This window comes from Rhizobiaceae bacterium, from assembly GCA_023953835.1.
Taxonomy (GTDB): Bacteria; Pseudomonadota; Alphaproteobacteria; order Rhizobiales; family Rhizobiaceae; genus Mesorhizobium_G.
Map to the genome: position 1 here is coordinate 1782529 of JAMLJB010000001.1, position 12359 is coordinate 1794887.

Sequence of the window (12359 nt, forward strand, 5' to 3'; positions counted from 1 at the left end):
CAGTCCTATGCGCGCCGATCCTTGCCGGGCAGGGACAGGCGGCGCATCTGCACCATTGCCATCGGATGCGACAGGCTTTGCGAATCCGTTTCCAGTTGCAGTTCGTCGCCGCCGCGACGTGCGGTGCGCGCCAGAATCTCGAAAACGGAAGCGGTCGTCGTTTGCAGGGCCTTTTGCAGGTTCTGTCCGCCGAGCAGCCTGGCAAGAAAGACCGCGCCGGTCAGGTCGCCGAGTCCATTCGGCGGGTTCTCGATGATCCGATGCTCCGCAAGCCATGCTTCCGTTCCTGACAGCAGAAGATTACCGGTAAAGCCCTTCATCATCGCGGGCGCGGATGTGACCAGCATCGTCTGGGGACCAGCTTCGGTGGCGGCCTCCATGGTCGCGCGCAGTTCCGACAGGTCGCGCCCCGTCATCCATGCCAACTCGTAGCGGTTGGGCGTCGCGATGTCGGCAAGCGGCAGCAGTTCGTCGCGGATGCGTTCTGCGAGGCCCTGCTTGACATAAAGCCCACCCAGATCGCCCATCACCGGGTCGCAGACATAGAGCGCGTTCGGGTTTTTCTTGCGCACGGCGGAGACAAGCGATGCGACTGCGCCGACCTGTCCCTCGTCGCCCAGATAGCCGGACAGCACGCCCGCCACCTCGCCAAGCCAGGGCGAGGATTCGAGGTCCTTGAGCATCGCCGCGAATTCCGCGTCCGGCGGGACGATTCGGGTGGCGCGCCCGTGGCCGGGATGCCAGGGCAGGATGACGGTCGGGATCGCCCAGACCGGGAATCCCAGCGATTCCAGCGCAAAGACGGCGGCGCGGTTGCCCACCGATCCGCGAGCGACATGGCTCGAAATCACGATCACCGTCTTTGCGGACGCCTGCGTCGGCTCGCTTCCGGGTTGGGACATGGAACTCAGGCCGAAAGGAGAAATCGAATGAAGAGAATGATGACGACGACTGTCACGACGAAGCCGATGGCGCGCCCAATGCGCGTTCCCCACGTCTCGATTGCGTCCGACTGGTCGGCGTCCGCGGCGGTCAGATGAGCTTGCAGGCGACCGGCGGCGCGGCCATAGCCCGATTCCTGCTCGATCTGGCCAATGATGCGCCGCGATTCGGCGAGATCGTCATTTCCTTTGCGCTTTGCCATGTACTTGCCGACGCTGCTCCTTTTCCCGATCGGGACGCCAGCCGTGACGGAATGTCAAGGCTGGCGATCGGTACAGACCGCTTTCCTTGTCCGCCAAACGTGTTAAGCCTTCGCGTGATCCGAATCCTTGGGGGTTTATCATGTCGATCACCGATTTCCGCGTCCAGCGTCCGCGCTCTATCCTGTCGATCCTGCTGGTCCTGTTGCTTGCGCCGCTTCTGTCGGCCTGCGGCTACAACACCATCCCGACGGCGGAGGAGAATGCCAAGGCAGCGTGGAGCGAAGTCCTCAACCAGTATCAGCGCCGCGCCGACCTCATTCCCAATCTCGTCGAAACGGTCAAAGGCTACGCCGCCCACGAGGCGGACACCTTGCAGGCCGTCGTCGAGGCGCGCGCCAAGGCGACGCAGGTGACGGTGAATGCCGACAAGCTGACCGATCCCGATGCCTTCCGGCAGTTCCAGGAGAACCAGGCCGGGCTGACGAGCGCGCTCGGTCGTCTGCTCGCGGTCGCGGAGAACTACCCCGACCTCAAGGCGAATCAGAACTTCCTCGCGCTTCAGGCCCAGCTTGAAGGAACCGAAAACCGCATCGCGGTGGCCCGCCGCGACTATATCCAGGCCGTTCGCGCCTTCAACCTGACCCTTTCCACCTTCCCGTCGATGATCTGGGACAAGCTCTGGTTCCACAGGCAGCCGTTCCAGAATTTCACTGTCGAACAGGACAAGATGGAAGTGCCGAAGGTCGATTTCGGCACGCAGCCGCAGGCGCAGCCTTCGGGCGGCTGACCCGCGTCGGCCGAGACACGGAATGGCCGGTCTAGTGACCACAAGCATGCCATCAGGGGTCGTGCGGAACCTGCTGCGCGCCGTGCTGCTTGTGCTGGCCATGCTTGCCTGCGCACCGGCGGGGTCGCTTGCGGCGGAGATACCGCCGCTTACCGGGCGCGTCGTGGACGATGCGCATATGCTCGACGCCGCCACGGAGCAGGCGCTGACGGCGAAGCTGCAGGCGTTCGAGGCGAAATCCAGCGATCAGGTCGTCGTCGCGACCATCGACAATCTCGACGGCGAGGCCATCGAACCCTATGCGAACCGCCTGTTCCGGGCATGGAAACTCGGCCAGGCGGGCGAGAACAACGGCGTGCTCCTGCTGGTGGCCAAGGACGACCGCAAGATGCGCATCGAGGTCGGCTACGGGCTGGAAGGCACGCTGACCGACCTGCATTCCAGCCTCATCATACAGGACATGGTGCCCTATTTCCGCAACGGAGATTTCAACGGCGGAATCTCGCAGGCGGTCGACGGCATCGTGAAGGTGCTCGAAGGGCAGGGTGCGGAACTGGAGGCGCGCGCCAAGCGCAACGAACGCGATGCGTCCGAGCCGATGGATGTGGTGTTCGGGCTTTTCATCCTGCTCTGGGTGACCCTGTTCTTCGGAAGCATACTGATGGCGATCCTGCCGCGCATGTTCGGCGAGCAGATCGCGCCGGGGCGCTATCGCTGGCTGGGCATGGAGTTCAACTATGCCCGCCATGCGCGGCGCGGCCGTGGGCGCGACTGGACCACGGGCGGCTGGAGCGGCGGCGGTGGAGGCTGGTCGTCAGGAGGCGGCGGCTGGTCGGGTGGCGGTGGTTTTTCAGGCGGTGGCGGCTCCTCCGGTGGCGGCGGCGCGTCGGGGGGCTGGTGACGCGATGACGGCGCGGGCTATCACGAGTGAAGAACATCACAGGGTCGCCCGCGCGATCTCCGAGGCCGAGCACCGCACGAGCGGCGAAATCTACTGCGTCGTCGCTCGACGTTCGAGCAGCTATTTCTACGCGGCCTCCTTCATGGTGTTCATCGCCCTGCTGATCGTCAGCCTTGGCGCGGCGCTCGCGCTTGAGATGGGGTGGTTTACGTTGCGCCTGCCCGTTTTCGTGGCCGCGCAAATTCTCGCGACCGCATCCGCCCTCCTGCTGATCGCTTTCTTCCCACGTTTCAGGCTTATGCTGGTGCCACGCCGCCTGCAGTTCATGCGCTCGCACGAAAACGCCGTGAAGCAGTTCCTCGCCCGCAACGTGCATATGACGGCGGAGCGCACGGGCGTGCTCATCTTCGTTTCGCTGGCCGAGCGCTATGCGGAAGTCGTGGCCGACAGCGGCATCAACGCCGAGGTCAGCCAGGACGAATGGGACAATGTCATCCGCGAACTGGTCGATCATGCGCGCAAGGATGAGATTGCCGAAGGCTTCGTCACCGCCATCGGAATGGTGGGCGCACTTTTGGCGCGGCACTTTCCACCAAAAGCTGTGAATCCGAATGAGCTGGATGATCATTTGGTAGAGATCTAGCGCATCCGCATTCTAGAATCGCCAAAAGCCGAATCGCACTTACCCACAAGGAGCGCTTGTGCGGTCATGCGATTGGGGCATATGGTTAAGAAAGAATGAAGACTCTAACCATAGACATAAGACGCGCGGAACTGCGCGATGCCGAGGCGATTGCGGATGCCCATCAGGCCGCATGGCTTGGAACCTATAGCGGCATTATCCCGCACCGGGCGTTGATCTCGATGGTCAACCGGCGCGGCCCGCAATGGTGGGCGCATGCGATACGAAATGCGACCTCCATCCTCGTCGTCGATGTCGGCGGTGAAATTGCCGGTTATGCAACGCTGGGGCGCAGCCGCGCCCGGCAATTGCGGCAGGAAGGCGAAATCTATGAGCTTTACCTGAGGCCGGAATATCAGGGCGTGGGCCTTGGATCGCGGCTTTTCAAGGAAGCGCGTCGCCGTCTTTCCCAGCACGGGCTCAAGGGTCTTGTCGTGTGGGCGCTCGAAGACAACGCCAATGCCGTTTCCTTCTATGAGGGGTCTGGCGGGCGCGATGTCGCCGAAGGCGTCGAGGTGTTCGAGCAAAAGGCCCTCAAGAAGGTCGGCTTCGTCTGGGACTGACGCCGCCTCCGTTTCCCGCCTATCTACGACCTCAGTTCACATTGCTTATCCGGCTCCTTGGCGCTATCGGAAGGCGTCCATTTGGAGAAGCTTATGCGTATCGAAGCCATAGCCACCGGAAACAACCCGCCGGAAGATGTGAACGTTATAATCGAGGTTCCGATCGGCGGCGAACCCATCAAGTATGAAATGGACAAGGCGGCGGGGACGCTTGTCGTCGACCGCTTCCTCTACACATCCATGCGCTATCCGGGAAATTACGGCTTCGTACCGCACACGCTGTCGGGCGACGGCGACCCCATCGACGTTCTGGTGTGCAACACCCGCGAGCTTGTGCCGGGCTGCGTCATCAATGTGCGGCCAATCGGCGTTCTCATCATGGAAGACAATGCGGGACAGGACGAGAAAGTGCTGGCCGTGCCGTCGCTGCACCTCACCAAGCGCTATGAGCGGGTCCGCAACTACACAGATCTCCCCCCGATCACGCTCGATCAGGTCGCGCATTTCTTCGAACATTACAAGGATCTGGAGCCCGGCAAATGGGTGAAGATCGGCGGCTGGCACGATGCGGACTACGCCAAGAAAATGATCGTCGAGGCGGTCGAGCGCTACAAGGCCGAATCCTGAACCCCGTTTAGAGGACCGGCGGCCTGCTGGACGTCTTCCGGCAGTTCCATCGTCTGGAGCGTGTCCAGCGGCGCGCCGTCGATCGCGCCCATCACCGCGCGGGCGAGGTTCCGTCCGGCAAGTCTGAAATCCTCGTTGACGACGTTGATCTGGGGACGAAAGACGTGCAGCAGCCTGAACGATTGCTTGGAAACGATATCGATATCGCGGCCAAGCTGCAGGCCGGCCGCTTCGATGCCCGCGACGATGGAAAATGCCGCACCTCCCGCGCTTGAGACGAAGCCGTCGGGGCGCTGCGGGCGGCTGACGAGGTCCGTCACCGCCGCCTGAATTTCTTCCATCGTCGAATCCGTCGAGACCTGGAAGAAGGGAGCCTCCGCGATTCCGGCTGCCGACAGGCCCTGCGTAAAGCCGTCGCGGGTGTGCTGCGCATAGGAGAGCGAAGGGCAGGGACCCAGCAGGGCAAGCCGCTTCTTGCCGAGTTCCGCAAGCCGCTCGACCGCGATCCTGCCGAAAAGCGCGTTATCGAAATCGTGGAACGGATGCGAAGGGTTGATCGCAGTGCGTCCGTGCGTCGCGAAGGGAAAGCGATGTTCCGCCATGTAGCGGACGCGCGGATCGTTGGGTTCGGTCCGCGAAATGATGATGCCGTCGGCGGACCCCGTCTCGACGACATAGCGCACCGGCTCCATCGGATCATTGTCACGCGAATAGGGCGTGAGAATCAGGTGATAGGGTGTCTGCGCGAGTTGCTCCGACACGCCGTAGACAATGTCGGACACGAAGCCGCCCACGGATTCCTGCGTGTCGAGAATAAGGCTGATCACATTGGTCTTGCCGGTCCGCAGGCGAACCCCCGCACGGTTTGGGCGGTAACCGATCTGGCGCGCCACCAGTTGAACGCGGTTGCGCGTCTCCAGCCCGATCTCCGGCGCGTTCTTGAGTGCTCGCGAAACGGTGGTCACGCCCAATCCCGTCATGAAGGCGATGGTTTTCAGCGTCGGGCGGGCGCCGGCCTGCACCCGTGCTCTTTTTTCGACGTCGTAGGATTCCATGTCGGCCCCCAAGCCGGTCGATCTCATGCGCCCTGATTAGCTCCAAAGGCAAAGCAATTCAATAAATACTGAAACGTTACAGAAATACCGCTTAAGCCGGCACCAGATCCGTCGCCCAGTGGCAAATTATGCGATTTGAATGTTTATTCGTGGAACGAAACTGTGGGGTTGCCCCTATTGCGGAGATAGATTAGCTTACCACCTGTAACGTTACAGATTTCTGGGAGGAGCTTATGCGTTATAGGTTTTTGACGGCTGCCTGCATGGCAGCCACCGCCTGTGGATATGCAGGCTTTGCATCCGCGACCGATCTCGAAGTGACGCACTGGTGGACATCCGGCGGCGAGGCTGCCGCAGTTCAGGAACTGGCGAAAGCCTTCGATGCGACGGGCAACAAATGGGTTGACGGCGCAATCGCCGGATCGGGCGGAACCGCCCGGCCGATCATGATCAGCCGCATTACGGGCGGCGATCCAATGGGCGCAACGCAGTTCAATCATGGCCGGCAGGCCGAGGAGCTTGTCGAAGCCGGGCTGATGCGCGATTTCACCGACCTCGCGGCAAAGGAAAAATGGACGGAGATCATCCGGCCAAAGAGCCTGCTCGACAGTTGCACCATTGACGGCAAGATCTATTGCGTTCCGGTCAATATCCATTCCTGGCAATGGCTGTGGCTGTCCAATGCCGCATTCGAATCAGCGGGCGTGCCCGTCCCGAAGAACTGGGACGAGTTTGTCGCTGCCGCGCCCAAGCTTGAGGAAAAAGGCATCGTGCCGCTCGCGGTCGGCGGGCAGCCGTGGCAGTCATCCGGCGCGTTCGACGTGATGCTGTCGGCGCTGGGCGGCAAGGACCTGTTCCTGAAGGTCTATCAGGACAAGGACGCGGAAGCCGCGGCGGGTCCTGAAATGGCCAAGGTGTTCAAGGCCGCCGACGATGCGCGCAAAATGGCCAAGAACACAAATGTGCAGGACTGGAACCAGGCCACCAATATGGTCATCACCGGCAAGGCCGGGGGGCAGATCATGGGTGACTGGGCGCAGGGCGAATTCCAGATCGCGGGCAAGGTGGCCGGGAAGGACTATACCTGCCTTCCGGGCCTCGGCGTGACAGAGATGATCGCCACCGGCGGCGACGCATTCTATTTCCCGCTCCAGAAGGACGAGGCGAAGGCTGCCGCGCAGGAGGTGCTGGCGACGACGCTTCTCGACCCGAAGACGCAGGTCGCATTCAACCTAAAGAAGGGTTCGCTGCCGGTGCGCGGCGACGTTGATCTGAATGCGGCAAACGATTGCATGAAGAAGGGCCTCGACATTCTCGCCAAGGGCAATGTCATTCCCTGGACCGACCAGCTGCTTTCGCAGGACACGCAAAAGCAGAAGGAGGACCTGATGGCCGAATTCTTCTCCAATCCGAACCTCACGGTCGAGGACGCCCAGAAGCGGTTCGCGGACATCATCGGCTCCGCCGACTGATCGATGACGATTGTGGGTCCTGTCCCCGGGAAGGCCGGCATGTCGACCGATGGCATCGGGCGTGAACGCCGGCCTTCAGGGCTGCTGCGCAATCTGAGCGCGAAGATTGCGTCGATCCCCATGGTCCTTACCGCGCTGGTGGTCTTTGCCGGCGGCACGGCATGGACCGTCCTCTATTCCTTCACCAATTCGCGCCTGCTGCCGCGCGCCAATTTCGTCGGCTTCGATCAATATGTGCGGCTGTGGGCCGCCCCGCGCTGGACGACGGCGGTCGAGAACCTGGCCATCTACGGCGTGCTGATGCTGGTTTTCTCGGTGCTGATCGGCTTTGTCCTGGCCGCGCTCATGGATCAGAAAATCCGCTTTGAGGATACGTTCAGGACGATCTTCCTCTATCCCTTCGCGCTGTCCTTCATTGTCACTGGGCTGGTCTGGCAATGGCTGCTCAATCCCGATTTCGGAGTGCAGGCGGTGGTGCGCTCGCTCGGCTGGACGAGCTTCACCTTTGACCCGCTCTACGACCAGCGTATCGTCATCTATGGCATTGTCATCGCCGCCCTGTGGCAGGGAACAGGACTTGTGATGTGCCTCATGCTGGCGGGCCTGCGCGGCATCGACGAAGACATATGGAAGGCCGCGCGCGTCGATGGAATTCCAACCTGGCGAACCTACGTCCAGATAATCGTGCCGATGATGCGGCCCGTGTTCGTCACCACACTGGTTATCATCGCGGCCTCCATCGTGAAGGTCTATGACCTCGTCGTCGCGCAGACCAGCGGCGGTCCGGGCATCGCCTCCGAAGTGCCCGCCAAATATGTCTACGACTACATGTTCCATGCGCAGAATCTCGGGCAGGGCTTCGCGGCCTCCTCGATGATGCTGCTGTCGGTCATCATCATCGTCGTGCCCTGGGCCTATCTCGAATTCGGAGGGCGGGATCGTGGCTGAACCTGCAACCTCCATGGTCGGGGACGGTCCGCGCGGTGCGCGTCCGAGGCGCATCCTGTCGTCGCGCAACATCGTCATCTACGGAACGCTGTTCGTCGTCGCGTTCTACTACCTCGTCCCGCTCTATGTGATGGTCGTGACCTCGCTGAAGGGCATGCCGGAAATCCGGCTCGGCAACATCTTCTCGCCGCCGATGGAAATAACCTTCGAACCGTGGGTCAAGGCGTGGGCCACGGCGTGCACAGGCCTGAACTGCGACGGGCTTTCGCGGGGCTTCTGGAACTCGGTCATCATCACCGTGCCGTCGGTGGTCGCCTCCATTGCGATTGCATCCGTCAATGGCTATGCGCTCGCCAACTGGCGGTTCAGAGGTGCAGACATCTTTTTCACGATACTGATCGTCGGCGCGTTCATTCCCTATCAGGTGATGATCTATCCCATCGTCATCATCCTGCGTGAGATGGGTCTCTACGGCAGCCTGTGGGGACTGATTATCGTGCATTCGATCTTCGGCATGCCGATCCTGACGCTGCTGTTCAGGAACTATTTCACCTCGCTGCCGCAGGAATTGTTCAAGGCCGCACGCGTCGACGGGGCAGGGTTCTGGCAGATTTTCCTGCGCATCATGCTGCCGATGTCGATGCCGATATTCGTCGTCGCCATCATCCTGCAGGTGACCGGCATCTGGAACGATTTCCTTTTCGGTGTGGTCTACACTCGGCCCGACACCTATCCCATGACGGTGCAGCTCAACAACATCGTCAACTCGGTGCAGGGCGTGAAGGAATACAACGTCAACATGGCCGCGACGATCCTGACCGGACTTGTCCCGCTCCTGATCTATTTCGCATCCGGCAAGCTGTTCGTGCGCGGCATTGCCGCTGGTGCGGTCAAGGGATAGGGCGCCGATGAAGTCAAATGGCGCCAGCGTTTCGGTTCGCGACCTTCGCCTCAGCTACGGCAGCCTGGAAGTGCTGAAGACGCTCAATCTCGATGTCGCGCATGGGGAATTCCTCGTGCTGCTCGGTCCCTCCGGCTGCGGCAAGTCCACGCTGCTCAATTGCATTGCCGGCCTGCTCGACATCACAGACGGCCAGATATTCATCAAGGGAAAGAACGTAACCTGGCTCGAACCGAAAGACCGGGACATCGGCATGGTGTTCCAGTCTTATGCGCTCTATCCGCAGATGACGGTGGAGAAGAACCTGTCCTTCGGCCTGCGCGTGGCCGGAATGCCGAAGGACCAGATCGCGGAGCGCATCAGGCGCGCGTCGCAGATGCTGCAGATCGAGCCGCTTCTTCAACGCAAGCCCGCGGCCCTTTCCGGCGGACAGCGCCAGCGCGTGGCCATCGGCCGGGCGCTGGTGCGCGATGTCGAGGTTTTTCTGTTCGACGAGCCGTTGAGCAATCTGGATGCCAAGCTGCGTTCGGAACTGCGCGTCGAAATCAAGCGGCTGCACCAGCGGCTGGAAAACACGATGATCTATGTCACGCATGACCAGGTCGAGGCGATGACTCTTGCCGACCGGATCGCCGTCATGCGCGGCGGCGTCATCCAGCAGCTCGACGAGCCGCAGCGCATCTACAACCGACCGGTCAACCGCTTCGTGGCGGGATTCCTCGGCTCACCCGGAATGAACTTCCTGTCGGGATCGATCGGCGAGGACGCAGCCGCCTTCCACGTCGGCGATGTCTCGATCCCCCTGGGCCGCTATGCCTTCGAACGGCAGCCCTCGCCGCGTTCTGACGCTGTGCTGGGGATCCGTCCCGAGCATGTTCTGGTGAGCGGCGCGGCTGTCGGCCAGCCGTTTAGCAAGGAAGTGAGGGTCGAGATCGTCGAGCCGATGGGCGCCGACACGCTGGTCTGGACCAAGCTCGGAGGCAGCAATTTCGCCTTTCGCGTCGAGGCCGAAAAGCAGGTCAGGCCGGGCGATCTGACGCGCATCGCGTTCGATCCCGCGCGGGCCTCGATGTTCGGCGCCGACGACAATCGCCTATGAATTTCCAACTATGGGAAACGACACATGGACTGGTCCTATCAACTCTATTCTTCCCGCAACCACACGCCCTGGCCGGATGTGCTGAAAGGGCTTGCCAAGGCCGGCTACAAGCGCGTCGAGGGGTTTGGCGCGGTCTATGACGATCCCAAGGGGTTCCGCGCCGAACTCAAGAAGAACGGGCTCACAATGCCGACGGCGCATTTCTCCATCGAGTTGCTGGAGAAGGATTTCGCAAAGGTCGAATCCGTCGCGAAGGCTCTGGGCGTGAAGTTGATCGTCTGTCCCTATCTCGTGCCGGAAGCCAGGCCGAAATCCCGCAAGGGATGGGAGCAGTTCGTCGCGCGCCTCGGCAAGATCGCCAAGCAGTCGGCGAATGCGGGTTTCGACTTCGCTTGGCACAACCATGATTTCGAGTTCCGCCTGCTGCCGGACGGCTCCTCGCCCATGCGGCATATTCTGGACGGATCGCCGACCATCGGATGGGAAATCGACGTCGCCTGGATCATCCGGGGAGGCATCGACCCGGCTCCCTGGATCGCCGCCTACGGCCCGCGCATCGCGGCCGTGCATGTCAAGGACATCGCGACGGCGGGGACCAATATCGAGCAGGACGGCTGGTCGGATGTCGGCCATGGCGAGGTCGACTGGAAAGGGCTCTACAAATTGCTCAGGTCGAAAACCAAGGCGCGCCACTACATCATGGAGCACGACAACCCCCCGGATGCCGCGCGGTTCGCAAAGCGGTCGATAGCCACTGTCAGGAAGTTTTGAGGGTCCGTGAGATGAAGAAAATCATGGGGGTCGGCATTGTCGGCTGCGGCAACATATCGAAAACCTATTTCGGCCTGTCGCCGATGTTCAGGGGCATCGAGGTACGCGCAGCCTCGGACATCGACATGGACGCAGCGAGGGCGCGCGCCAGGCAATATGGCGTGCGGGCCGAGACGGTGGATGGTCTGCTGAAGGCGGACGACATCGACATCGTCGTCAACCTGACCGTGCCGGCGGCGCATTACGGCGTATCCAAAAAGGCGCTGGATGCCGGCAAGCACGTCTATTCCGAAAAGCCCTTCGTGCTTTCCGTGAAGGAGGGGCTGGACCTGCGAAAGCGCGCCGCCGCCAAGGGGCTGCGCATCGGCTCGGCGCCCGACACGTTCCTCGGTGGATCGCACCAGCTCGCCCGCCACCTGATTGACTCCGGCAAGCTGGGCGCGATTACCTCCGGCACATTGCATGTGATGAATCACGGCATGGAGCACTGGCATCCCAATCCGGATTTCTTCTTCCTGCCTGGCGGCGGCCCGGTGCTTGATCTCGGGCCGTACTATATCGCCGATCTGATCAACCTTATCGGCCCGGTGCGCCGGGTCGCGGCGCTGACGACCATCCCTGCGGCGGAGCGCACGATTTCCTCGAAGCCACGCGCGGGCGAGAAGATCGCCGTCAAGACTCCGACCACGATTCATGCCCTGCTTGAGTTCGCCAATGGCGCGGCGATTACGCTGAACGCGAGCTGGGATGTGTGGGCGCACGGCCATGCGCCCATCGAACTCTACGGGGAGGAGGGATCGCTTTTCGTCCCGGACCCGAATTTCTTCGGCGGGGAGGTGCGATACACCAGTCGCGGCAAGCCGGTGAAGAAAGCGCCAGCATGGAGCCATCCGTTCGGCGTCCCCAATGAGCAGCACGGCAGCGGCGCGATGGCGAACTACCGCACCGTCGGACTGGCCGACATGGCGCTCGCCATCATGCAGGGCAGGCCGCATCGCTGCTCCGAGGAGCTTGCGCTTCACGCGGTGGACGTCATGACGGGCATCCTCCGCTCCGGCGAGGCAGGCAGGTTCATCGAAATGGCCACGACCTGCGAACGTCCGGCGGCGCTTGGCGTGAAAGAGGCGAAAGCTCTGCTCGCATAGAATCCGGCTGAATCTCCGCGATCCTTTCGCAACGGGCGTGGTGCAAACGCACCACAATGCCGCGCGTGAATCCGCGCGGTTCCAGAATGCTGTCCAAATCCATTTATATGTCCTTTACTAAATTAGGTATATTAAATAAAGGACATGCTTATTGAATGATTGAGGCGGCTGTCTCTGATGCTGCCCAGTCTCTTCAATGTTCGTGCTTCGGTGCGAAGGCAGAAATTTTACTGGCCGCCGAGCGGCTTTGAAGTGGGAACAGA

The 12359-nt window shown here is 61.7% G+C and carries 14 protein-coding genes; 11 read left to right on the plus strand and 3 right to left on the minus strand.

The annotated features are described in order from the left end of the window. Nucleotides 1–5 precede the first annotated feature (5 nt). Together pdxY and M9924_08350 are read right to left on the minus strand one after the other, a co-directional pair. Complete coding sequence (gene pdxY, locus M9924_08345; GenBank protein ID MCO5064415.1) at nucleotides 6–902, minus strand: pyridoxal kinase PdxY; 897 nt, start codon at nucleotides 900–902, stop codon at nucleotides 6–8. Between the two features lie 5 nt (nucleotides 903–907). Further along, nucleotides 908–1144 (minus strand): hypothetical protein, encoded by a 237-nt coding sequence (locus tag M9924_08350; protein ID MCO5064416.1) that lies wholly within the window; start codon nucleotides 1142–1144, stop codon nucleotides 908–910. A 140-nt stretch (nucleotides 1145–1284) separates the two neighbouring features. Between M9924_08350 and M9924_08355 the strand changes: the two genes are divergently transcribed. From M9924_08355 to ppa, 5 genes are all read left to right on the plus strand, one after another. After that, a complete protein-coding gene (locus M9924_08355) occupies nucleotides 1285–1932 on the plus strand; it encodes a LemA family protein (GenBank protein ID MCO5064417.1) in 648 nt (215 codons plus the stop codon). A gap of 100 nt (nucleotides 1933–2032) precedes the next feature. After that, entirely contained in the window at nucleotides 2033–2833 is an 801-nt protein-coding gene (locus M9924_08360; GenBank protein ID MCO5064418.1) for a YgcG family protein, read from the plus strand. A gap of 4 nt (nucleotides 2834–2837) precedes the next feature. Beyond that, nucleotides 2838–3476: a TPM domain-containing protein gene (locus M9924_08365; GenBank protein ID MCO5064419.1), complete on the plus strand. Its 639-nt coding sequence runs from the start codon at nucleotides 2838–2840 to the stop codon at nucleotides 3474–3476. A 95-nt stretch (nucleotides 3477–3571) separates the two neighbouring features. Next, on the plus strand, nucleotides 3572–4078 hold the full coding sequence (locus M9924_08370) for a GNAT family N-acetyltransferase (protein ID MCO5064420.1): 507 nt from the start codon (nucleotides 3572–3574) through the stop codon (nucleotides 4076–4078). 93 nt (nucleotides 4079–4171) lie between these two features. Beyond that, nucleotides 4172–4705: an inorganic diphosphatase gene (gene ppa, locus M9924_08375; GenBank protein ID MCO5064421.1), complete on the plus strand. Its 534-nt coding sequence runs from the start codon at nucleotides 4172–4174 to the stop codon at nucleotides 4703–4705. Here ppa and M9924_08380 read toward each other — a convergent pair. Continuing rightward, nucleotides 4687–5760, minus strand: a complete 1074-nt coding sequence (locus M9924_08380; protein MCO5064422.1) for a LacI family transcriptional regulator — start codon at nucleotides 5758–5760, stop codon at nucleotides 4687–4689. The two genes, ppa and M9924_08380, sit on opposite strands and share 19 nt — an antisense overlap. Nucleotides 5761–5993: 233 nt before the next feature. Here M9924_08380 and M9924_08385 point away from each other — a divergent pair, with 233 nt between their 5' ends. The 6 genes from M9924_08385 to M9924_08410 are packed head-to-tail and all read left to right on the plus strand — an operon-like array spanning nucleotide 5994 to nucleotide 12096. Further along, nucleotides 5994–7232 carry an ABC transporter substrate-binding protein gene (locus M9924_08385; protein ID MCO5064423.1) on the plus strand — a complete coding sequence of 413 codons (1239 nt, stop codon included), beginning with the start codon at nucleotides 5994–5996 and terminating at the stop codon, nucleotides 7230–7232. A gap of 39 nt (nucleotides 7233–7271) precedes the next feature. Next, nucleotides 7272–8180: a sugar ABC transporter permease gene (locus M9924_08390; GenBank protein MCO5064424.1), complete on the plus strand. Its 909-nt coding sequence runs from the start codon at nucleotides 7272–7274 to the stop codon at nucleotides 8178–8180. Nucleotides 8181–8193: 13 nt separating this feature from the next. Further along, complete coding sequence (locus tag M9924_08395; GenBank protein ID MCO5064425.1) at nucleotides 8194–9081, plus strand: carbohydrate ABC transporter permease; 888 nt, start codon at nucleotides 8194–8196, stop codon at nucleotides 9079–9081. A 7-nt stretch (nucleotides 9082–9088) separates the two neighbouring features. After that, nucleotides 9089–10180, plus strand: a complete 1092-nt coding sequence (gene ugpC / locus M9924_08400; GenBank protein MCO5064426.1) for a sn-glycerol-3-phosphate ABC transporter ATP-binding protein UgpC — start codon at nucleotides 9089–9091, stop codon at nucleotides 10178–10180. A gap of 24 nt (nucleotides 10181–10204) precedes the next feature. Beyond that, nucleotides 10205–10951, plus strand: a complete 747-nt coding sequence (locus tag M9924_08405; protein ID MCO5064427.1) for a sugar phosphate isomerase/epimerase — start codon at nucleotides 10205–10207, stop codon at nucleotides 10949–10951. A gap of 11 nt (nucleotides 10952–10962) precedes the next feature. Continuing rightward, on the plus strand, nucleotides 10963–12096 hold the full coding sequence (locus tag M9924_08410; protein MCO5064428.1) for a Gfo/Idh/MocA family oxidoreductase: 1134 nt from the start codon (nucleotides 10963–10965) through the stop codon (nucleotides 12094–12096). The last annotated feature ends 263 nt before the right edge of the window (nucleotides 12097–12359 follow it).

Bases quoted from the DNA above. Each gene is read 5' to 3' on its own strand.
- pdxY (MCO5064415.1), bottom strand. From the start codon at position 902: ATGTCCCAACCCGGAAGCGAGCCGACGCAGGCGTCCGCAAAGACGGTG.
- M9924_08350 (MCO5064416.1), bottom strand. From the start codon at position 1,144: ATGGCAAAGCGCAAAGGAAATGACGATCTCGCCGAATCGCGGCGCATC.
- M9924_08355 (MCO5064417.1), top strand. From the start codon at position 1,285: ATGTCGATCACCGATTTCCGCGTCCAGCGTCCGCGCTCTATCCTGTCG.
- M9924_08360 (MCO5064418.1), top strand. From the start codon at position 2,033: ATGCTTGCCTGCGCACCGGCGGGGTCGCTTGCGGCGGAGATACCGCCG.
- M9924_08365 (MCO5064419.1), top strand. From the start codon at position 2,838: ATGACGGCGCGGGCTATCACGAGTGAAGAACATCACAGGGTCGCCCGC.
- M9924_08370 (MCO5064420.1), top strand. From the start codon at position 3,572: ATGAAGACTCTAACCATAGACATAAGACGCGCGGAACTGCGCGATGCC.
- ppa (MCO5064421.1), top strand. From the start codon at position 4,172: ATGCGTATCGAAGCCATAGCCACCGGAAACAACCCGCCGGAAGATGTG.
- M9924_08380 (MCO5064422.1), bottom strand. From the start codon at position 5,760: ATGGAATCCTACGACGTCGAAAAAAGAGCACGGGTGCAGGCCGGCGCC.
- M9924_08385 (MCO5064423.1), top strand. From the start codon at position 5,994: ATGCGTTATAGGTTTTTGACGGCTGCCTGCATGGCAGCCACCGCCTGT.
- M9924_08390 (MCO5064424.1), top strand. From the start codon at position 7,272: ATGTCGACCGATGGCATCGGGCGTGAACGCCGGCCTTCAGGGCTGCTG.
- M9924_08395 (MCO5064425.1), top strand. From the start codon at position 8,194: ATGGTCGGGGACGGTCCGCGCGGTGCGCGTCCGAGGCGCATCCTGTCG.
- ugpC (MCO5064426.1), top strand. From the start codon at position 9,089: ATGAAGTCAAATGGCGCCAGCGTTTCGGTTCGCGACCTTCGCCTCAGC.
- M9924_08405 (MCO5064427.1), top strand. From the start codon at position 10,205: ATGGACTGGTCCTATCAACTCTATTCTTCCCGCAACCACACGCCCTGG.
- M9924_08410 (MCO5064428.1), top strand. From the start codon at position 10,963: ATGAAGAAAATCATGGGGGTCGGCATTGTCGGCTGCGGCAACATATCG.